Annotated in this window: 17 protein-coding genes and 1 pseudogene; 12 read left to right on the top strand and 6 right to left on the bottom strand. The window is 62.3% G+C overall.

Annotated elements, in window-relative coordinates:
- Positions 1–15 precede the first annotated feature (15 nt).
- The 6 genes and pseudogenes from AC07XM_RS00560 to AC07XM_RS00535 all read right to left on the bottom strand — a co-directional run.
- Positions 16–93 (bottom strand): annotated as a pseudogene (locus AC07XM_RS00560) (molybdenum cofactor biosynthesis protein MoaE); the annotation flags it as partial.
- Positions 94–291: 198 nt separating this feature from the next.
- Positions 292–738 (bottom strand): molybdopterin synthase catalytic subunit MoaE, encoded by a 447-nt coding sequence (gene moaE / locus AC07XM_RS00555; RefSeq protein WP_016489002.1) that lies wholly within the window; start codon positions 736–738, stop codon positions 292–294.
- A 2-nt stretch (positions 739–740) separates the two neighbouring features.
- Entirely contained in the window at positions 741–986 is a 246-nt protein-coding gene (locus AC07XM_RS00550; RefSeq protein WP_016489003.1) for a MoaD/ThiS family protein, read from the bottom strand.
- A complete protein-coding gene (gene moaC, locus AC07XM_RS00545) occupies positions 986–1,456 on the bottom strand; it encodes a cyclic pyranopterin monophosphate synthase MoaC (protein ID WP_016489004.1) in 471 nt (156 codons plus the stop codon). Before moaC ends, AC07XM_RS00550 begins: the two co-directional genes overlap by 1 nt.
- Before the next feature lie 210 nt (positions 1,457–1,666).
- On the bottom strand, positions 1,667–3,061 hold the full coding sequence (locus tag AC07XM_RS00540) for a PhoH family protein (protein ID WP_016489005.1): 1,395 nt from the start codon (positions 3,059–3,061) through the stop codon (positions 1,667–1,669).
- A gap of 265 nt (positions 3,062–3,326) precedes the next feature.
- Positions 3,327–4,469: a polysaccharide deacetylase family protein gene (locus tag AC07XM_RS00535; protein ID WP_016489006.1), complete on the bottom strand. Its 1,143-nt coding sequence runs from the start codon at positions 4,467–4,469 to the stop codon at positions 3,327–3,329.
- Between the two features lie 137 nt (positions 4,470–4,606).
- On the opposite strand from AC07XM_RS00535, the gene yaaA reads away from it, so the two are divergent.
- The 12 genes from yaaA to AC07XM_RS00475 all read left to right on the top strand — a co-directional run bounded on the left by yaaA (position 4,607) and on the right by AC07XM_RS00475 (position 20,878).
- Complete coding sequence (gene yaaA, locus AC07XM_RS00530) at positions 4,607–5,386, top strand: peroxide stress protein YaaA (RefSeq protein ID WP_016489007.1); 780 nt, start codon at positions 4,607–4,609, stop codon at positions 5,384–5,386.
- A gap of 865 nt (positions 5,387–6,251) precedes the next feature.
- Complete coding sequence (locus tag AC07XM_RS00525) at positions 6,252–7,568, top strand: nucleotide sugar dehydrogenase (protein ID WP_023047936.1); 1,317 nt, start codon at positions 6,252–6,254, stop codon at positions 7,566–7,568.
- A gap of 70 nt (positions 7,569–7,638) precedes the next feature.
- Positions 7,639–9,120 carry a glycosyltransferase family 2 protein gene (locus AC07XM_RS00520; RefSeq protein WP_033731751.1) on the top strand — a complete coding sequence of 494 codons (1,482 nt, stop codon included), beginning with the start codon at positions 7,639–7,641 and terminating at the stop codon, positions 9,118–9,120.
- Between the two features lie 37 nt (positions 9,121–9,157).
- Positions 9,158–10,324: an alginate biosynthesis protein Alg44 gene (locus tag AC07XM_RS00515; protein WP_023047937.1), complete on the top strand. Its 1,167-nt coding sequence runs from the start codon at positions 9,158–9,160 to the stop codon at positions 10,322–10,324.
- Positions 10,325–10,336: 12 nt separating this feature from the next.
- Positions 10,337–11,764 (top strand): alginate biosynthesis TPR repeat lipoprotein AlgK, encoded by a 1,428-nt coding sequence (gene algK, locus AC07XM_RS00510; protein ID WP_102689055.1) that lies wholly within the window; start codon positions 10,337–10,339, stop codon positions 11,762–11,764.
- The gene (locus AC07XM_RS00505) at positions 11,761–13,239 is read left to right on the top strand and encodes an alginate export family protein (RefSeq protein WP_060517452.1); all 1,479 of its coding nucleotides are present in this window, start codon (positions 11,761–11,763) and stop codon (positions 13,237–13,239) included. Before algK ends, AC07XM_RS00505 begins: the two co-directional genes overlap by 4 nt.
- Before the next feature lie 22 nt (positions 13,240–13,261).
- Complete coding sequence (gene algG, locus AC07XM_RS00500) at positions 13,262–14,821, top strand: mannuronan 5-epimerase AlgG (protein WP_060517450.1); 1,560 nt, start codon at positions 13,262–13,264, stop codon at positions 14,819–14,821.
- A gap of 13 nt (positions 14,822–14,834) precedes the next feature.
- Positions 14,835–16,274 carry an alginate O-acetyltransferase gene (locus tag AC07XM_RS00495; RefSeq protein ID WP_060517448.1) on the top strand — a complete coding sequence of 480 codons (1,440 nt, stop codon included), beginning with the start codon at positions 14,835–14,837 and terminating at the stop codon, positions 16,272–16,274.
- Positions 16,275–16,282: 8 nt separating this feature from the next.
- Positions 16,283–17,386, top strand: a complete 1,104-nt coding sequence (locus tag AC07XM_RS00490; protein ID WP_016489016.1) for a mannuronate-specific alginate lyase — start codon at positions 16,283–16,285, stop codon at positions 17,384–17,386.
- Positions 17,387–17,584: 198 nt separating this feature from the next.
- Positions 17,585–19,042, top strand: coding sequence for an MBOAT family O-acyltransferase (locus AC07XM_RS00485; RefSeq protein ID WP_016489017.1), 1,458 nt, complete (start codon positions 17,585–17,587; stop codon positions 19,040–19,042).
- Between the two features lie 10 nt (positions 19,043–19,052).
- Entirely contained in the window at positions 19,053–20,210 is a 1,158-nt protein-coding gene (locus AC07XM_RS00480) for an alginate O-acetyltransferase (protein ID WP_016489018.1), read from the top strand.
- 20 nt (positions 20,211–20,230) lie between these two features.
- Entirely contained in the window at positions 20,231–20,878 is a 648-nt protein-coding gene (locus tag AC07XM_RS00475; protein ID WP_016489019.1) for an alginate O-acetyltransferase AlgF, read from the top strand.
- Positions 20,879–20,888 lie beyond the last annotated feature (10 nt).

Below are 20,888 nucleotides of genomic sequence, written 5' to 3'. Positions count from 1 at the left end.
CCATCAGACAGCAATCTACCAGCGCCCCGCCGCATCCTGGTCACTCTGCTTGCCTTCAACCCACCGCGGCCCTTCCTGCGTATTTTCCTTCTGGGCGCAAGATCAAGTGCGAAATGCCGCCCGATGAACTGCTAAAGCCAGTGCCGCGCAAACACCACTGACCTGTGCCGGCCTCTTCGCGGGACAAGCCCGCTCCCACAGATTTTCCGCTGCCCTTGGGTTCAGCAAAGAACCTGTGGGAGCGGGCTTGCCCCGCGAACCGGGGCAAAGCCCCGGCCATCAGACAGCAATCTACCAGCGCCCCGCCGCATCCTGGTCACTCTGCTTGCCTTCAACCCACCGCGGCCCTTCCTGCGTATTTTCCTTCTTCCAGAACGGCGCCCGGGTCTTCAGGTAGTCCATGATGAAGTTGCAGGCCTCGAACGCCGCCTGCCGATGGGCACTGGCCACGCCAACAAACACGATCGGCTCGCCCGGTTCCAGCGCACCGATGCGGTGCAAAACCTCCACCTTGAGCAACGGCCAGCGCTGCTCGGCCTCGACCACGATCTTGGCCAGCGCCTTTTCGGTCATGCCCGGGTAGTGCTCAAGGAACATCCCCGCCACTTCGCGGCCATCGTTGAAATCCCGCACATAGCCAACAAAACCGACCACCGCGCCCACGCCAACATTGGCCGCATGCATGGCATTCACCTCGGCCCCTGGGTCGAACGCGCCGTGTTGCACTCGCACTGCCATGTTCAGCCTCCGGTCACCGGCGGGAAGAACGCCACTTCATCACCCTCTTGCAGTGGCTCATCGAGCTTGCACAGCTCTTCGTTGCGCGCGCACATCAGGTTCTGCTCAGCCAGCACCGCATAGTGCCCACCCTTGCCCACCAGGGCCTGGCGCACATCGTCCAGCACCTTGAACGCGCCCTCTACACGCTCGCCATCCACACCCAGCAGTTCGCGGTAGCGGGCGAAGTACATCACCTTGACCTTCATCATGCCTGCACCTTGTAGTGGCCACTTTTGCCGCCGAGCTTTTCCAGCAGGCGTACCTGTTCGATGACCATGCCCTTGTCCACAGCCTTGCACATGTCATAGATCGTCAGCGCGGCAACGCTGGCAGCGGTCAGCGCCTCCATCTCCACGCCGGTCTGCCCGGCCAGCTTGCAACGGGCGACAATCCGCACGGCGTCCTGGCCCTCGGCACTGAGCTCGACCTTGACGCTGGTCAGCATCAGCGGGTGGCAAAGCGGGATCAGGTCGCTGGTCTTCTTCGCCGCCTGGATCCCGGCAATGCGCGCCACGGCGAACACGTCGCCCTTGGGATGCTCCCCGTCGACGATCATCTGCAAGGTCTGCGGCAACATGCGCACCCGCGCCTCGGCAGTGGCCTCGCGCTCGGTCACGGCCTTTTCAGTGACGTCGACCATGTTGGCCCGCCCCTGGGAATCAAGATGTGTCAGCACTGCTCTGCTCCTGTGAAGGGAACTGGCAGTGTAAACCTGTGGGTCAGGTTTGAGCAGAGGTATGAGGCATGCACATCACCTGTAGGAACAGCCTTGTGCTGCGAAAGGGCCGGCATGACTGGAAAATAGCCCTGCCTGTAATGGCCTCTTCGCAGCACAAGGCTGCTCCTGCAAGGGAAAGCCGGGCGGCTAACCGCCCGGCGGTGACGGTTACAGATGCGACTCGGCGTACTCGGCCAACACCGAGCGCGGCACGCCCTGCAGGGTGATGTGCACGCCGTGGGGGAAGTCCTTGAAGCGCTCGGTCAGGTAGGTCAGGCCCGAGCTGGTCGCGGACAGGTAGGGGGTGTCGATCTGCGCCAGGTTACCCAGGCAGACCACCTTGGACCCGGAGCCGGCACGGGTGATGATGGTTTTCATCTGGTGCGGCGTCAGGTTCTGGCACTCGTCGATCAGGATCAGGCTCTGCTGGAAGCTACGGCCTCGGATGTAGTTCAGCGACTTGAACTGCAGTGGCACGCGCTCGAGGATGTACTCCACGCTGCCATGGGTGCTTTCGTCATCCATGTGCAAAGCTTCGAGGTTATCGGTGATGGCGCCCAGCCACGGCTCCATCTTCTCGGCCTCGGTACCCGGCAGGAAGCCGATCTCCTGGTCCAGCCCCTGCACGCTGCGGGTAGCGATGATGCGCCGGTAGCGCTTGCTGACCATGGTCTGCTCGATGGCTGCGGCCAGGGCCAGAATGGTTTTGCCGGACCCGGCTGCGCCGGTCAGGTTGACCAGGTGGATATCCGGGTCGAGCAGGGCAAACAGTGCCAGGCTCTGGTGGATGTCACGAGGCTTCAGCCCCCAGGCTTCCTGGTGCAGCAGGGGCTCCTGGTGCAGGTCGAGCAACAGCAGCTCATCGTTGCGGATACCCTTGATCCAGCCGACAAAGCCCTGCTCATCGATAATGAACTCGTTGATGTGCACCGCAGGCAGGTTGTCGATCATCTGCACCCGATGCCAGGTGCGGCCGCGCTCCTGGCGGGTATCGACCTTGCTGACACGGTCCCAGAACGAACCGGTGACCGAATGGTAGCCCTTGGACAACAAGGACACGTCGTCGACCAGCTGGTCGGTGCTGTAATCCTCGGCCGCAATGCCACAGGCGCGCGCCTTGAGGCGCATGTTGATGTCTTTGGTGACCAGCACCACGTCCAGGTCGGTGCGCCGCGCCCGTACTTCGAGCAGCTGGTTGATGATGATGTTGTCGTTGAGGGTTTCCGGCAGCAGCTTGTTCGGCTCGTTGCGCGGGGTCATCAGGATGGACAGGAACCCCTTGGGCCCGCTCTTGTTGCGCTGGATCGGTACGCCCTGCTCGACATCGTTGGGCGAGGCGTCGCCGAGGGTCTGGTCGATCAGGCGGATGGCCTGGCGGCATTCGGCGGCGATGGTCTGTTTGCCGGTCTTGAGCTTGTCGAGTTCCTCCAGCACCGTCATCGGAATGGCGACGTGGTGCTCCTCGAAGTTGAGTAATGCGTTGGGGTCGTGAATCAGGACGTTGGTATCGAGCACATACAGGATTGGCTTGCTGGAGGAAGGGTTGCGTCCTTGGTCATCCATACTCGGTCACCTTATGTCGAAGCCATACGGCACGGTCTGTTGCGCCGCAAAGTGACTACCGTTCTCCCCGTATCCGCGTTGTTACGGGCGGGAAGCGAACCTGGCTAGGTGGGCCTGGATGACGCCACCTGTGCTGCAGGAATCGGCTGTCTGGTTTCTTCATACCGCAAAAACCATGACCGTAAAAAGCATTTTTACGTGTTTTTGAACTTTATTTTTCCGATTGACGAAGAGGCCTTGGCGACAGCGCCAGAGGGGGCTACGCTCAGAAGTCATACCCCTGTTCGCGATAAGCATATTCCCGGCAATCCGCCCAGCCGATGCCGCTCTGGGCAGTATTTCGCAGCAACCACTCTACCGCTGGCTGAGCCTTGGGCAGGCTGTCATGGAGCTGGATCACGCCCTTGCGCCACAACAGCATCAGGGTCAGCACCCGCTGCGCAGAGGCCTCTGCGCTCAGCGCGCCATCGTCCAGGGCATCGATATCCCACAACGACACGCGCAGTTGCTGGCGGGCCATGAACGCCTCGCCATCGGCCCGGCGCTGCCCATACGGTGGCCGGAACAACGGCACGTACTGTGCCGGCAGGTCAGCCTGCACCCGTGCCTGGCTACGCCGCAGCGAGTCCTGCCAGCCCGTCCATTGGGCATGGGAACGGTATTCCCAGCCTTGGATGCCTACACACTGCCCGCGGTAGAGCTGGCGCAAGGCATTTGCCGCCCCGGCGTCACGACGTTGCTGCAAGCGGTTGCCCAGCACGAAGAATGTAGCTTGAAGCTTTTGCCGGCGCAGGTAGTCGGCAAGCAGATCGGTGTTACCACCCTCTGGCCCTGGTCCGCCGACAAAGGTCAGCAAGAACATACGGTCGTTCAGTTCATCGCCAGTGCGCTCCCGCGCAGACAGCCGCTCCACCTCGCTGCTGGTCTGCGGCAGCAAGGCGGCCTTGCGCAGCTGCTCGTCCAGGTAACGCACGTGGAACTGGTGGCTCGGCTCAATCCAGTTTGTATAGAACGTGCCGACATCGGCCGCGAACGTTGCTGCCTGCGTACGTAAATCTGCCATTGAAGTTACCGGGTAGCAGAATGAGGCATCCTGCTCGCAGCTGCGCTGCGCCTGCTCATACCCCTGCCACAGGCGCTGCCACAGGCGCGCGCGCACAAGACGCACCTTTTGCAGGTTGATCTGCCGCAAGCCTAGCCGCGCCGCCAGCGCCGCGTCGTCCAGCAACTCGCTTTCATGCAGTACCTGCGCAAACGAGAGGATCTCGGCCCGCGAAGCCACATCGAACAGCGCCGGGCTGTTCAGTTGCTCGGGCCACAGGCTGCGATCCAGGCTTACCTGGGGTGAAGGGGCGGCTTGCACGGCAAGGCTCAGCAGCGCGGCCAGCAAGGCAAAGGCAATGCGCACGGTGGAGGGCTCCGCATCGACAAAACGCGAACTATAGCGCCTGCGCCGGCCATGGTCTGTGACTATCGTCGCCATAGTTTGGACTTGCACCGCCCAGCCCGTAGAATCTTGGGTCAACGATGCCAGGAGCCGACCCGATGCTGACGGTGATTTCACCCGCCAAGACCCTCGACTACGACACCAAGCCTGTGACAGAACGTTTCACCCTGCCCCAGTACCTGGACGACTCACAGGTACTGATCCAGCAGCTGCGCGAGCTGTCGCCTGCGCAGATCAGCGAACTGATGCACCTGTCCGACAAGCTCGCGGGCCTGAACGCCGCCCGCTTCGGCAGCTGGACCCCGGACTTCACCCCGGCCAATGCCAAGCAGGCACTGCTGGCGTTCAAGGGTGATGTGTACACCGGCCTCGACGCAGAGAGCCTGGGCGAGGACGACTTCAGCTACGCGCAAGACCACCTGCGCATGCTTTCGGGTCTGTACGGCCTGCTGCGTCCGCTGGACCTGATGCAACCCTATCGCCTGGAAATGGGCACCAAGCTGGCCAACGCCCGCGGCAAGGACTTGTATGCCTTCTGGGGCACACGCATCAGTGAATGGCTGAACCAGGCCCTGGCCGAACAAGGCGATGACGTGCTGCTGAACCTGGCCAGCAACGAGTACTTCAGTGCAGTGAAACGCAGCGCACTGAAGGCCCGAGTGATCAATGTCGACTTCAAGGACTTGAAGAACGGTCAGTACAAGATCATCAGCTTTTACGCCAAGAAAGCTCGCGGCATGATGAGCCGCTTCGTTATCCAGCAGCGCATCAGCGACCCGGAACAGCTCAAGCAGTTCGATGTGCAGGGGTACTACTACAGTGCCGAGCAGTCAAAGGCTGATCATCTGGTGTTTTTGCGGGATCATCCCTCGGATTGATCCTGTGACGCCCTCTTCGCAGCTAAAGCCGCTGCCACAGGGATTGCTCGGGCCGGGAGCTCAGCGCGCCCCAGGTGGCAGCAGGCCTTTGCCGCGAAGAGCCTGCTGCCATTAAACCTCCCCTCCGCCCTGATTTGGGGCTCGATGCAAATCGCCATCACGTCACGATTTCGGCGCCAGAAAAACATCACCCCTACCTTTATCGCAAAACGCCATAAGACCGTTCATACCTTTTTTGACGAATTCTGAAAATTTTTTTCGGATGCTGGCATAAAAATATCCCGTTACAGTTTCACCCTTTATACACGGGGGTGAACTACCCGCGTGCTATCAAATTGAAACTGCCGACAACTGAATAAATATTTAGAAATCTTTCATCCGGTCGAAACCCACTCAGGAACTTCTTATGCAGCAGATCGCTCATAGTGCCGTAACGATTTTCCTGCCTACGGGCTGTGAGAGATGACTTACAGGTGACAGAGGCAGATATCTACTCACTGCCTTGGTAACTTCAACAGGTTGCACGGGGTCCCCCGAAAACCTTGCCCATGCAGGAGAGAAGCGTCCCTTACAAATCGTCCTAGTGGTTGATTTCAAAGGATTTATCCACTTGAAAAAACAAGCACAGCAGTGTGCCAAGTAGCGCATTGCAATAAAGACGGCTGCATGCCAGGGCACGTTTTTTATTAATGGCTTTTGACTGCCAACTTTAAGTGCATAAGTTTGTGCGCTCCGGATTTATTTTGCCTGCGCTCGGCCAAGTGTGCATTCGCCATGAATCCGTGCGCCTGAAAAACTGTTGTTAATCAACCCAGCCCGACTCTCTGCGGAGGTGTCGGCGTGATAAACACATGAGGTGATAGCGATGCGTATCAGCATCTTTGGTTTGGGTTATGTGGGTGCAGTCTGTGCAGGCTGCCTGACGGCGCGTGGCCATGAAGTGATCGGTGTGGACGTGTCCAGCACCAAGATTGACCTGATCAACCAGGGCAAGTCGCCCATCGTCGAACCTGGCCTGGAAGCACTGCTGCAACAGGGCATCGCCAATGGCCGTCTGCGCGGCACTACCGACTTCGCCGAAGCCATCCGCGCCAGCGACGTTTCGATGATCTGCGTGGGTACGCCCAGCAAGAAGAACGGCGACCTGGGCCTGGAGTACATTGAGTCGGTATGCCGTGAGATCGGCTACGTACTGCGTGACACCACCCGCCGTCACACCATCGTGGTGCGCAGCACCGTGCTGCCGGGTACCGTCAAGAACGTGGTCATCCCGATCCTCGAAGACTGCTCGGGCAAACAAGCCGGCGTCGACTTCGGCGTCGCGGTAAACCCGGAATTCCTGCGTGAAAGCACCGCGATCAAGGACTACGACCAGCCCCCGATGACCGTCATCGGCGAACTGGACAGCGCCAGTGGCGACATCCTGCAAGCCCTGTACGAAGAACTCGACGCCCCGGTCATCCGCAAGCCGATCGAAGTGGCCGAGATGATCAAGTACACCTGCAACGTGTGGCACGCCACCAAAGTCACCTTCGCCAACGAAATCGGCAACATCGCCAAAGCGGTAGGCGTTGATGGGCGTGAAGTGATGGACGTGGTCTGCCAGGACACGGTACTGAACCTGTCCCAGTACTACATGCGCCCAGGCTTTGCCTTCGGCGGCTCATGCCTGCCCAAGGACGTGCGCGCCCTCACCTACCGTGCCGCCAGCCTGGACGTGCGCGCCCCGCTGCTCGACTCGCTGATGCGCAGCAACGAATCGCAGGTGCAAAACGCCTTCGAACTGATCGAAGCCCACGACAAGCGCAAGGTCGCCCTGCTTGGCCTGAGCTTCAAGGCCGGTACCGATGACCTGCGCGAAAGCCCGCTGGTAGAACTGGCCGAGCGCCTGATCGGCAAGGGCTACCAGTTGGACATCTTTGACGAGAACGTTCAGTACGCCCGCATGCATGGCGCCAACAAGGACTACATCGAGTCGAAGATCCCGCACGTGTCGTCGCTGCTCAATGCCGACCTCCAGCAGGTGATCGACAACGCCGACATCATCGTCCTGGGCAACCGTGACGAGCAGTTCCGCACGCTGGCCCAGCAAGCGCCAGCCGGCAAGCAGGTGATCGACCTGGTCGGCTTCATGAGCAAACCGAGCAGCACCACCAGCCGTACCGAAGGCATCTGCTGGTAAGCCCTCGGCCGGGCGACGCGGCCGAGCCTGCGTCGCCCACCCTTTCCCGAATTCTCGACGGATGCTGAACATGCAAAGGCTCCAGACCGTGCTGTTGCAGTGCGCCGGGTGGCTGCTCTACATGAGCCTGCTCATGCTGATCGCCCTGGCCCTGCCAGCCGATATCTTCGACTCGCAATCGAAGCACTTCATCTTCCTGGTCGGCGCAGTCGGCATCTGGCGCTATTCCATGGGCGCCACCCATTTCATCCGCGGCATGATCTTTCTTTACGGCGTGTACCCGTACCTGCGCCGCAAGGTGCAGAAAATGGGCGATGCCACCGACCCATCGCATGTCTACCTGATGGTGACCAGCTTCCGTATCGAGGCACTGACCACGGCCCAGGTTTACAGCTCGGTGATTCGCGAGGCGATCAACTGTGGCTTCCCTACCACCGTGGTCTGCTCGCTGGTGGAGATGTCCGATGAACTGCTGGTGAAAAGCCTGTGGGCCAAGTACAACCCGCCGGCCCATGTGAAACTGGACATCGTGCGCATTGCCGGTACCGGCAAACGCGATGGCCTGGCCTACGGCTTCCGCGCCATCTCGCGCATGCTGCCGGACGAAAACGCCGTGGTGGCCGTGATCGACGGCGACACCGTGCTGGCCGATGGTGTGGTACGCAAGACCGTGCCGTGGTTCAAACTGTTCCCCAACGTCGGCGGCCTGACCACCAACGAGTTCTGCGAAGTGCGCGGCGGCTACATCATGAGCGAGTGGCACAAGCTGCGCTTCGCCCAGCGCCACATCAACATGTGCTCCATGGCCCTGTCCAAGCGCGTGCTGACCATGACCGGGCGCATGTCGATGTTCCGCGCAAGCGTGGTGACCAACCCTGAGTTCATCGCCGACGTTGAAAGCGACTCGCTGATGCACTGGCGCCTGGGCCGCTTCAAGTTCCTTACCGGTGACGACAAATCCAGCTGGTTCAGCCTGATGCGCCTGGGCTACGACACCTTCTACGTGCCGGACGCTGCCATCAACACGGTCGAGCACCCACCAGAAAAGAGCTTCTTCAAGGCCAGCCGCAAGCTGATGTACCGCTGGTACGGCAACAACCTGCGGCAGAACTCCCGTGCACTGGGCCTGGGCCTGCGCCGCCTCGGGCTGTTCACCAGCATCGTGCTGTTCGACCAGCGCGTATCGATGTGGACCAGCCTGCTAGGGCTGACGGTGGCGGTGATCGCCAGCCTCAAGTTCGGCCTGGCCTTCCTGCTGGTGTACCTGCTGTGGATCGGCATCACCCGCCTGATCCTCACCATCATGCTGCTGTGCTCCGGCCACAACGTAGGCCCGGCCTACCCGCTGATTCTCTATTACAACCAGATCATCGGCGCGCTGATGAAGATCTACGTGTTCTTCCGCCTCGACAAGCAGTCGTGGACGCGTCAGCCCACTGCCCTCAAGCGTGACCTCGCCAGCTTTCAACAATGGTTCAACACCTGGTCCTCGCGGACCATGACCTTCTCGGCTGCCAGCATCTTCGTTGCTGTGCTGTTCATGGTCGTGTGAGCCCAACCCGGATCGGATCTAACAGGAACAAACCCCCATGAATACCGCCGTGAACGTCAATGTCGTGCATGAGTCCGAAGCCCAGCGCCAACACGCCCGGGTGCGCATTCCCGCCAAGCTGCGTTTCCTGGACGCCCAGCGCCAAACCCATGAAGTGAAGGTCGACGACCTTTCCGCCGGTGGCCTGAGCTTCCACACCAAGCAGCAACTGTCGGTGGGCGAAGTACTGCGCGGGCGCCTGCAGTTCGTGGTCGACAACCTGGGCCTGTCGATCGACATCGAGTTCCAGGTGCGCTCGTACAACCCGGACAATGGCCGGACCGGTGCGCAGTTCCAGAACCTTGAACCACGCGACATCGCCACCTTGCGGCACATCATCACCAGCCACCTGTCGGGCGAGCTGATCAGCATCGGCGATGTGCTGAGCACCTTGCAGCGCGACAATTTCACCAAGGCACGCAAGCAGAAAGACGGTGGGTCGGGCCTGAGCGCCTTCGGCCGACTCAAGGCAGTCACCGTCACCCTCGGCGTATTCGTGGTCGGCGTCGCGGCTTTCGGCTTTGTCGCCAAGTCGCTGTACGGCATGTACTTCGTCAGCCACGCCGAAGCCGGTGTGGTCGCGGTACCGACCACCACCGTCACCATGCCGCGCGACGGCACCGTGAGCAGCCTGGTCGACAGCGGTGGGCAGATTGCCAAGGGCGCACCACTGGCCAGCTTCACCACCAGCATGCTGGACATGCTCAAGGGCAACCTGGACGACGCGCAACTGGAGCCGGCGAAGATCGAGGAACTGTTCGGCAAGCAGCTGTCTGGCACCCTCACCAGCCCCTGCGATTGCGTGGTTGCCCGCCAACTGGTGGACGACGGGCAGTACGCAGCCAAGGGCCAGCCGATCTTCCAGCTGATTCCGCGCACCACCACGCCGATGGTCGAGGCCCGCTTCAGCTACCGCCAGTTCGACGAGGTCAAGCCAGGTACCCAGGTCAACTTCCAGGTCGCCGGCGAAGACGAAGTGCGCACTGGCCAGATCGTCAGCAGCACCAGCCTGAACAGCGAAGACTTGTCCTCCGACATCCGCGTGCAGATCAAGCCTGACAGTGGCATGCCTGCCGAACTCGCCGGCCGCCCGGCAGCGGTCAACAGCGACCGTGGCCCGTCGCTGAACTGGCTTGTAGACAAAGCCGTGGCCCGTGGCCTGTAAGAGGATCACCGCATGATGCCCTGCAAGAAGAGCGCAAGCCTGGGCCTGTGTGCCCTGGCAGCCGCCATCACCCTGGCCGGCTGTGCAGGCCTGCCTGACCAGCGCCTGGCCAACGAAGCCCTGAAACGCGGCGACACGGCACTGGCCGAGCGCAACTACAAGGCCCTGGCCGACCTGGGCTACAGCGATGCGCAAGTGGGCCTGGCGGACATCAAGGTGGCCACCCGCGACCCGTCGCAAATCAAGGAAGCCGAGGCCACTTACCGCGCCGCGGCCGCTACCTCGCCCCGTGCCCAGGCGCGTCTGGGCCGCCTGCTGGTGGCCAAGCCTGACAGCACCCAGGCCGAGCGCGAGGAAGCCGAAACCCTGCTCAGGCAGGCGGCGAAACAGGGCGAAAGCAATACCCTGATCCCGCTGGCAATGCTTTACCTCAGCTATCCGCAGAGCTTCCCAACGGTCAACGCGCAGCAGCAGATCGACCAGTGGCGCGCCGCCGGCAACCCGGAAGCGGGCCTGGCCCAGGTGCTGCTGTACCGTACCCAGGGCACCTACGACCAGCACCTGGGCGAGGTGGAGAAAATGTGCAAGGCCGCACTGAACACCACCGACATCTGCTACGTCGAACTGGCCACGGTGTACCAGAAGCGCGCTCAGGCCGATCAGCAAGCCGCCCTGCTCGCCCAGCTGAAAGCTGCCTACGCCCGTGGCGCAGTGCCGGCCACCCGGGTCGACAGCGTGGCCCGGGTCCTGGCCGATCGCAGCCTCGGCCAGACCGATGAGAAAACCGCCAAGGACCTGCTTGAGCAGGTGGCCCCAGCCAATCCGGCATCCTGGGTCAGCCTGGCGCAACTGCTGTACGACTTCCCCGAACTGGGCGACACCGACCAGTTGCTGGCCTACATCGACAAGGGCCGCAAGGCCGAACAACCACGCGCCGAACTGTTGCTGGGCCGCCTGTACTACGAAGGTAAAACCCTGCCAGCCGACGCCAAAAAAGCCGAGCAGCACCTGCAAGCGGCGGCCGATGCCGGTGAAATCAGCGCCCATTACTACCTGGGCCAGCTGTACCGCCGCGGCTACCTGGGCAATGTCGAGCCGCAGAAGGCCGTCGACAACCTGCTGGCCGCCGCCCGTGGCGGGCAGAACAGCGCCGACTATGCCCTGGCTCAGCTGTTCAGCGAAGGCCATGGCATTCGCCCGCAACCCGGCAACGCCTGGGTATTCGCCCAGCTGTCGCAGGCCAACCCGACGCCGCAATCGGCTGAACTGCTGCAGCAGCTCGATCAGCAACTGTCACCTGAACAGCGCAGCCAGGCCCAGCAACTGCTGGACCAGGAGAAGCGTGCACGCGGCAGCATGGCGCAGGGCGCACATAGCACCCTGGCCCTAGAAGCCCTGCAGGACGACGAAAAAGAAGTAGACGGTGAGGACTCGCTATGACGCTCAATCCCTTCGTGAAAGCCGGCATCGGCCTGAGCTTCGCCCTGCTGTGGTCCTGCCCGACCCTGGCGGAGATGACCGCCGAGAAAAACTTCGGCCTGGACGTGAAGATTACCGGGCAGTCGGAAGACGACCGTGACCTGGGCACCCGGCCTGGCGGCGACGTCAACGGCCTGGGCCTGGACCTGCGCCCATGGGTGTACGGCGAGCGGGGCAACTGGAGCGCCTACGCCATGGGCCAGGCGGTCGCAGCCACCGACACCATCGAAACCGACACCTTGCGCCAGAACGACGACGGCAGCACCACCGACACCGGCGAAGACAGCCGCCAGCCAGACAAAAGCTACCTGGCCATGCGTGAGTTCTGGGTGGGCTACAGCGGCCTCACCGCCTACCCGGGCGAGCAACTGCGCTTCGGTCGCCAGCGCCTGCGCAGCGACGATGGCATGTGGCGCGACACCAACATCGAAGCACTCAACTGGACCTTCGACACCACCCTGCTCAAGGCCGACCTGGGCGTGGCCCAGCGCTTCAGCGAGTACCGCACCGACCTCACCGAGCTGGCCCCGGAAGACAAGGACCGCACGCACATCTACGGCAACGTCGCCACGCAGTGGACCCCTGGCCACTGGGTGGGCGTACGCGCCCACCACACCCATGACAGCGGCAGCCTGAAAAACCCCGGCGAAACCGTCGATGCGCTGGACAAGACCCGCACCGGCGACCTGACCTGGCTGGGCCTTGAAGCCAACAGCGATGCCTACAACTGGCGCAACGACCACACCGTCAATTACTGGGGCAGCGTCACCTGGCTGACCGGTGACCGCGACAAGCTCAGCAGCCAGGCCGTAGGCGACGACCAGGTTGCCACCGGCACGCAGAGCGGCGACGTCAACGCCTGGGCCACCGACCTCGGCATCCGCTTGCGCCTGGACCCGCAATGGCAGGTCGGCGCGGCCTACGCCCGCGGCAGCGGCGGCGGCGGTGACGACGGCTCGAACAACTTCGAGCAGACCGGCCTTGAGAGCAACCGCTCCAACTTCACCGGCACCCGCTCGCGCGTGCACCGCTTCGGCGAAGCCTTCCGCGGCGAGCTGGGCAACCTGCAGGCCGCCACCCTCTTCGCCTCCTGGCAACTGCGCGACGATTACGACGCCAGCCTGATCTACCACAAGTTCTGGCGCGTCGACGGCAACCAGAATATCGGCTCCAGCGGCATCAACGCAGCCGTCAACGACAACGGCATCAGCCGCCAACTGGTCGACGGCGAAAAAGACCTTGGCCAGGAAATGGACGTGGTCGTGACCAAGTACTTCAAGCAAGGCCTGCTGCCGGCTTCGATGAGCCAGGCCATCGACGAGCCGTCCGCCCTGGTGCGCTTGCGTGCCGGTGTGTTCAAGCCGGGCGACGCCTACGGCAAGGAAGCGGACTCGTACATGCACCGCGCCTTCGTCGATGTGATCTGGCGCTTCTGAGGCCGCTAGGGGACTGACCGTTATGAACCTTCACCCGCACTTACGTCACAGCCTGTTGGCCAGCGCTTTGCTGCTGGCAAGCGGCCTGGCCGCTGCCGCAGAGCCCCAGGTAATCGCCAAGGGCTTGCAGCAGGCCAAGACCTACACCGTGGCCAGCGCACCGATCGAGCCGCTGCAGATGGACCCGCCAAAGCTGCCTGACCTGACCGGTTTCACCGCCGAAGCGGTGCAGAAGAAGATCGACCGCCGCCACAAAGGCAAGGTCAGCCTGCGCCGTATGTTCCAGGAGGACACCCTCAAGGAGTTCGTCGGCGGCGACAACAAGGCAGCCGAGTGGGTGCAGCGCCAGCACGGCATCCCGCAGGCGATCTTCGTCGATGATGGCCATGTCGACCTGGTCGAGTTGAGCAAGCAGGTACCCAGGCAGTACCTCAGCGAGGTCGAGCCAGGGGTTTACCTGGCACGCCTGCCGATCGTGGTCGGGCAGAAGGGTATCCTCGAGATCGACGGCAAGGTCAAACAACTGCGCCTGTCCCAGGAGGGCGGCTCGTTCCTGGTCAACGACGGCAAGCTGTTCGTCACCGACACCCAGGTGACCGGCTGGCGCGAAAAAGACAACGGCCCGGCCACCTTCCGCTCGCCCAAGGAATTCCGACCGTTCCTGCTGTCGTGGGGCGGTACCGAGACTTACATCGTCAACACGAAGATGGCCAGCTTCGGCTACGCCAAGTCCAAGTCGTATGGCGTGAGCATCTCGCAGTACACGCCCAATATGGCCAAGCGCATGGGCCGCCCGGAACCCACCGGCTGGATCATCGGCTCGGCGTTCAGCGACATGTGGTACGGCTTCTACTGCTACGAGACCCAGGACTTCGTGGTCAAGGACAGTACCTACCGCGACAACATCGTCTACGGCATCGACCCGCACGACCGATCGCACCGCCTGATCATTGCCGGCAACACGGTGCACGGCACCAAGAAAAAGCACGGCATCATCGTTTCGCGTGAGGTCAACGATAGCTGGATCATCAACAACAAGAGCTACGACAACAAGCTCTCGGGCGTAGTGATCGACCGTAACAGCGTCAACAATCTGGTGGCCTACAACGAGATCTACCGTAACCACACCGACGGCATCACCTTGTACGAAAGCGGCGACAACCTGATCTGGGGCAACAAGCTGATCAACAACCGCCGCCACGGGATCCGCGTGCGTAACAGCGTGAACATCCGCCTGTACGAAAACATCGCCATGGCCAACGGCCTGGTCGGCGTATACGGCCACATCAAGGACCTGTCCGACACTGACCGCGACATCGCCCTCGACCCATTCGACACCAAGGTGTCGCTGATCGTGGTGGGTGGCGAGCTGGCGGCCAACGGCTCCGGCCCGCTGTCGATCGACTCGCCGCTGTCGGTCGAGCTGTACAAGGTGTCCATGCTCGCCCCACGCAAGGCCAGCGGCATCAGCCTCAATGGTGTGCTGGGCGAGCGCCAGGACGAAATCCTCGACCTGCTGGTGCGCCAGCAAAAAGCTGTGCTGATCGACCCGGTCGAACGCCAGACCGAAATGATCGATTAAGGAAGCCCAGACCATGACCCCACACCTGATCAAACTGCTGGGCCTGTCCGCCGCCCTCCTGGCGATCAGCCAAGGCGTGCGTGCCGACGAAGTGAAGGCCCCCACCTTCAGCGCCGAACCTTGCTGCCAGCTGTGCCCCGAAGCGCACGACGCCAGCCGCTACACCACTCGCTACCAGCAGAACTTCACCACGCTGGTGCAGGCCAAGGGCGACTGGCTGTTCCGTACCCGCGAAGACCTGCGCACCGAGTTCAACACCACCCCGGCCGGCTACAAGCGCCTGCAGCAGGTGCACGACGCGTTCAAGAAGCGCGGCGTGGAGCTGGTGCTGGTGTACCAGCCGACCCGTGGCCTGGTGAACCGCAACATGCTCAACCCGGCCGAGAAAGCCGCCTTCGACTACCAGAAGGCCCTGGGCAACTACCAGGCGATGCTCAAGCGCTTCGCCAGCATGGGCTACAACGTGCCCGACCTGTCGCCGCTGACCAACGAGCAACTGGCCGCCGCCGACCAGGGCAAGGACTTCTACTTTCGCGGCGACCAGCACTGGACCCCATATGGCGCCGAGCGCGCAGCAAAAATCGTGGCCGACACCGTGCACAAGATGCCGGCCTTCGAAGGCATCCCGCGCAAGGAATTCGAGACCAAGAAGTCCGGGCGCATGGGCAAGACCGGCACCCTGCACAACGTTGCCGGCCAGCTCTGCGGCACCAGCTACGCCGTGCAGTACATGGACCAGTTCGCCACCGAACCGAAAGGCTCGAGCGGCGGCGATGACCTGTTCGGTGACGGCGGCAACGCGCAGATCACCCTGGTCGGCACCAGCCACAGTGGCAAGAACTACAACTTCTCGGGCTTCCTCGAGCAGTACATCGGCGCCGACGTGCTCAATGTCGCCTTCCCTGGCGGTGGCCTGGAAGGCTCGATGATCCAGTACCTGGGCAGTGAGGAATTCCAGAAGAACCCGCCGAAGATCCTGGTCTGGGAATTCTCCCCGCTGTACCGCCTGGACCAGGAAACCATCTGGCGGCAAATCCTGGGCCTGCTCGATGACGGCTGCGACGACCGCCCGGCCCTGATGAGCGCCAGCACCACCCTCAAGCCCGGCAAGAACGAGCTGATGGTCAACGGCAAGGGCGGCGTGATCAAAGACCTGATCAACCGCAACCTGCAGATGGACGTCAAGTTCGAAGACCCGTCGGTGAAGGTGCTGCAGGCCACCCTCTGGTACCTCAACGGCCGCCACGAGGACATCAAGCTGGAGAAACCGGAAACCTCCGACACCGACGGCCGCTTTGTCTTCCAGATGCGCGAAGACGAAGACTGGGCCAGCCAAAGCCTGTTGGCGTTCGAAGTACAGGGGCCGGAAAGCGGCACCCAGAAGGTCGAGGCCAAGCTCTGCAAACGCAACAACTTCGCCGTGCCTGCGCAAACCGCGCAAGCCGGCCAGTGAGGCGACCCATGACCATGCTCAAGCGAATTTCCAGCCCCGCCCTGCTCGCCTTGGCCCTGTTTGGCGGTGCCGCGCACGCCGCGCTGGTACCCCCACAGGGTTACTACGAAGGGATCGAAAAACTCAAGACCAGCGATGGTAACTTCCGCTGTGAAGCGGCGCCCAAGCCCTATACCGGTGCGCTGCAGTTCCGTAGCAAGTACGAAGGCTCGGACAAGGCACGGGCAACGCTCAACGCAGCCTCGGAAAAGGCCTTTCGCAAGTCGACCGAAGACATCACCACCCTTGAGAAAGGCGTGAGCAAGATGGTTGGCCAGTACATGCGCGACGGCCGCCCGGCGCAGCTCGACTGCACCCTGACGTGGCTGGGCACCTGGGCGCGCGCCGATGCGTTGATGTCCACCGACTACAACCACACCGGCAAGTCGATGCGCAAATGGGCGCTGGGCAGCATGAGCGGTTCGTGGCTGCGCCTGAAGTTCTCCAACTCGCAGCCCTTGGCCGCGCACCGCGCCGAGGCCGAGCTGATCGAAAAATGGTTCGCCCGCCTGGCCGAGCAGACCGTGCGCGACTGGAGCGACCTGCCGCTGGAGAAGATCAACAACCACAGCTACTGGGCAGCCTGGTCAGTCATGGCGACCGCTGTCGCCACCGACCGTCGCGACCTGTTCGACTGGGCCGTGAAGGAATACAAGGTAGGCGCCAACCAGGTGGATGACCAGGGCTTCCTGCCCAACGAAATCAAGCGCAAGCAGCGTGCGCTGGCCTACCACAACTACGCCCTGCCGCCGCTGGCGATGATTGCCAGCTTCGCCCAGGCCAATAACGTCGACCTGCGCAGCGAGAACAACTTCGCCCTGCAGCGCCTGGGCGAAGGGGTACTGGCCGGTGCACGCGACCCCAGCCACTTCAAGGCCCGCGCGGGTGAAAAACAGGACATGACCGACCTCAAGGTCGACGGCAAGTACGCCTGGCTCGAGCCCTGGTGTGCGCTTTATCACTGTGTCGGCGACACGCTTGATCGCAAGCAGCACATGCAGCCGTTCAACAGCTTCCGGCTGGGCGGCGACCTGACCCGGGTCTACGACCCGAACGCAGAGAGCAAAAAATGAATTGAGCCCCATTGTGGGGGCGGCACCTGTGGGAGCGGGCATGCCCGCGAAGAAGCCACCGCGGTGCATGGCAAGGGCTTTGCCCTTGTTCGCGGGCTTGCCCGCTCCCACAGGGATCTAAGTTGCCTTCCAGTCTTGCACTGGGGGGTTTGGGGGGCGCTTTGCCCTGGATGCTGTGAACAAATTAGGAGAACCGGGATGGTCTTCTCGTCCAACGTGTTCCTGTTCCTGTTCTTGCCGATCTTCCTCGGCCTGTACTACTTGAGCGGGCAACGCTATCGCAACCTGCTGCTGCTGATTGCCAGCTACATCTTCTATGCCTGGTGGCGGGTGGACTTCCTTGCACTGTTCGCCGGGGTCACCCTGTGGAACTACTGGATCGGCCTCAAAGTGGGTGCCGCCGGCGTGCGAACCAAACCGGCGCAGCGCTGGCTGCTGCTGGGCGTGGGCGTCGACCTGGCCATCCTCGGCTACTTCAAGTACGCCAACTTCGGCGTCGACAGCCTGAACGCGATCATGACCTCGTTCGGCCTGGAGCCGTTCATCCTCACCCACGTGCTGCTGCCGATCGGTATCTCGTTCTATATCTTCGAGTCGATCAGCTACATCATCGACGTATACCGCGGCGACACCCCGGCTACCCGCAACCTGATCGACTTCGCGGCGTTCGTGGCCATTTTCCCGCACCTGATTGCCGGCCCCGTGTTGCGCTTCAAAGACCTGGTCGACCAGTTCAACAACCGCACCCACACCCTGGACAAGTTCTCCGAAGGCTGCACCCGCTTCATGCAGGGTTTCATCAAGAAAGTGTTCATCGCCGACACCTTGGCGGTGGTGGCCGACCACTGCTTTGCCCTGCAAAATCCGACCACGGGTGATGCCTGGCTGGGCGCGCTGGCCTACACCGCGCAGCTGTACTTTGACTTCAGCGGCTACAGCGACATGGCCATCGGCCTGGGCCTGATGATGGGCTTCCGCTTCATGGAGAATTTCAAGCAGCCGTACATCAGCCAGTCGATTACCGAGTTCTGGCGGCGCTGGCACATCAGCCTGTCGACCTGGCTGCGCGACTACCTGTACATCACCTTGGGCGGTAACCGCAAAGGCACCTTCAACACCTACCGCAACCTGTTCCTGACCATGCTGCTGGGCGGCCTGTGGCACGGCGCCAACTTCACCTACATCATCTGGGGCGCCTGGCACGGCATGTGGCTGGCCATCGAACGCGCGCTGGGCATCGACACCAACCCGCAGCGCTTCAACCCGGTGAAGTGGGCCTTCACCTTCCTGCTGGTGGTGGTGGGCTGGGTGATCTTCCGCGCCGAGAACCTGCATGTGGCCGCCCGCATGTACGGTGCCATGTTCAGCTTTGGCGACTGGCAGCTGTCGGAGCTCAACAGCGCCCAGCTGACCGGCCTGCAAGTGGCCACCCTGATCGTCGCCTACATCTCCCTGGCGTTCTTCGGCCTGCGTGATTTCTACCGCAATGCCAAGCCGACGCCCCAGGCAACTCCGGTGCAGGTCAACAACGACGGCTCCATCGGCCTGGATTGGACCCGGGTGATGACCCGCGCCCTGGTGCTGCTGCTGTTCGTGGCCTCGATCCTCAAGCTTTCGGCGCAAAGCTACTCGCCGTTCCTGTACTTCCAGTTCTGAGACCGATGACATGAACCGCACATTACGCATTACTTACTCCCTGTCGTTCCTCGGTTTGCTGGTGGGCATGGGCGTGTGGTCCACCGGTGGCCTGCAAAGCTTTCAGCGCACCGAGCAGATGACCCTGCTCAACGGCAAGCTGGCCAAGGCCGCCGAGACCCACTACGACGCCGAGTTCCCGATCAAACGCCTGGGCACCAACCTTTGGGCGGCCATGGACTTCAAGCTGTTCAACGAGGGCCGCCCCGGTGTGGTGCTGGGCCGCGACCAGTGGCTGTTCAGCGACGAAGAGTTCAAGCCTACGGCTGGCGCCGAACAACTGATGCAGGAAAACCTGGCGCTGATCCGTGGCGTGCGCGACACCTTGCAGCAGCACGGTAGCCAGCTGGTGCTGGCGATCATCCCGGCCAAGGCGCGCGTCTATTCGGAATACCTGGGCAAGGAGCAGCCGGCCAGCCTGCACGATGACCTGTACAACCAGTTCCATGCCCAGGTGCGCCAGGCCAACGTGTTCGCCCCGGACCTGCAAGCGGCCATGGAACAAGCCAAGGCGCGTGGTCAGGTATTCCTGCGCACCGACACCCACTGGACACCGATGGGCGCCGAAGTCGTCGCCCAGGCGCTGGCCGAGGCTGTAAGCCGGCAGAACCTGCTCAATGGTGACCCGCAAACCTTCGTCACCGAAGCCGGCAGCACGGCGCCCTACAAAGGCGACCTGACCAACTTCCTGCCACTGGACCCGCTGTTCAGCAACCTGCTGCCGGCCCCGGACAACCTGCAACAACGCAGCACCCGCCCGGCGCAAGCCGCCGCTGAAGGCGATGACGCGCTGTTCGCCAACAACGAGATCCCGGTCGCGCTGGTGGGTACCAGCTACAGCGCCAACCCGCACTGGAACTTCCTCGGCGCGCTGCAACAAGCCCTGCGCAGCGACGTTGCCAATTACGCCGAAGACGGCCACGGCCCGTTGCTGCCAATGCTCAAGTACCTGCAAAGCGATGCCTTTAAAAACGCTGCACCGCAAGTGGTGGTGTGGGAATTCCCCGAACGTTATCTACCCATGAAAAACGACCTCAGCAGCTTCGATCCGCAGTGGATCGCGCAGCTGAAAAACGCCCGTAAATCCGAAGAAAACCTGGCCTTGTCGTCCACCCGGACGAACCACTGAACGATAGAGAGGAAATGCACATGACTACCAAGACTTCCATTGCCAAAGCCCTCACCCTCGCGGCCGGCCTTTCCCTTGCTTCGATGCAGGCCTTCGCCGGTGCCGATGCTGCGCTGTATGGCCCTAGCGCACCGAAAGGCTCGACCTTTGTGCGCCTGTACAACGCAGCCAGCGCACCGGCTGCCGCGTCGGTCGGCAACACCCAGATCAAGCAGGTTGGCGCCCAGGCCAGCAGCGACTTCAGCTTCCTGCCAGGCGGCGACTACACCGCCCAGGTCGGCGGCAAGAGCGTGCCGGTGAAACTGGCCTCGGACAAGTACTACACCCTGGTCAACAGCGGCACCGGCAACCCGCAGCTGATCGAAGAACCACCGTTCAAGAACAAGCAGAAAGCCCTGGTGCGCGTGCAGAACCTGAGCGACCAGCAGCTGACCCTGAAAACCGCCGACGGCAAGACCGAAGTGGTCAAGCCGGTGGCCGCCAACGGCCGTGGCGAACGCGAAATCAACCCGGTCAAGGTCAACCTGGCGCTGTACCAGGGCGACAAGAAAGTGGGTGACGTGAAACCCGTCGCCCTGGAGCGCGGCGAAGCCGCCGTGCTGTACGTAACCGGTTCCGGCAACGCTTTGTCGCCGGTGTGGGTAACTCGCCCCGTGGCTAGCAACTGATCCCCTGCCT

It is taken from the genome of Pseudomonas sp. GW460-LB5, from assembly GCF_059423245.1.
Note: the sequence above shows the minus strand (reverse complement) of the source record. Positions and strands in the feature narration are given on the sequence as shown.

Coding starts and splice junctions, on each gene's coding strand:
- algG (WP_060517450.1), top strand. CDS start 13,262: ATGAACCTTCACCCGCACTTACGTCACAGCCTGTTGGCCAGCGCTTTG.
- AC07XM_RS00475 (WP_016489019.1), top strand. CDS start 20,231: ATGACTACCAAGACTTCCATTGCCAAAGCCCTCACCCTCGCGGCCGGC.
- AC07XM_RS00520 (WP_033731751.1), top strand. CDS start 7,639: ATGCAAAGGCTCCAGACCGTGCTGTTGCAGTGCGCCGGGTGGCTGCTC.
- algK (WP_102689055.1), top strand. CDS start 10,337: ATGATGCCCTGCAAGAAGAGCGCAAGCCTGGGCCTGTGTGCCCTGGCA.
- moaE (WP_016489002.1), bottom strand. CDS start 738: ATGGCAGTGCGAGTGCAACACGGCGCGTTCGACCCAGGGGCCGAGGTG.
- AC07XM_RS00505 (WP_060517452.1), top strand. CDS start 11,761: ATGACGCTCAATCCCTTCGTGAAAGCCGGCATCGGCCTGAGCTTCGCC.
- yaaA (WP_016489007.1), top strand. CDS start 4,607: ATGCTGACGGTGATTTCACCCGCCAAGACCCTCGACTACGACACCAAG.
- AC07XM_RS00515 (WP_023047937.1), top strand. CDS start 9,158: ATGAATACCGCCGTGAACGTCAATGTCGTGCATGAGTCCGAAGCCCAG.
- AC07XM_RS00490 (WP_016489016.1), top strand. CDS start 16,283: ATGACCATGCTCAAGCGAATTTCCAGCCCCGCCCTGCTCGCCTTGGCC.
- AC07XM_RS00525 (WP_023047936.1), top strand. CDS start 6,252: ATGCGTATCAGCATCTTTGGTTTGGGTTATGTGGGTGCAGTCTGTGCA.
- AC07XM_RS00550 (WP_016489003.1), bottom strand. CDS start 986: ATGAAGGTCAAGGTGATGTACTTCGCCCGCTACCGCGAACTGCTGGGT.
- AC07XM_RS00540 (WP_016489005.1), bottom strand. CDS start 3,061: ATGGATGACCAAGGACGCAACCCTTCCTCCAGCAAGCCAATCCTGTAT.
- AC07XM_RS00480 (WP_016489018.1), top strand. CDS start 19,053: ATGAACCGCACATTACGCATTACTTACTCCCTGTCGTTCCTCGGTTTG.
- AC07XM_RS00485 (WP_016489017.1), top strand. CDS start 17,585: ATGGTCTTCTCGTCCAACGTGTTCCTGTTCCTGTTCTTGCCGATCTTC.
- AC07XM_RS00495 (WP_060517448.1), top strand. CDS start 14,835: ATGACCCCACACCTGATCAAACTGCTGGGCCTGTCCGCCGCCCTCCTG.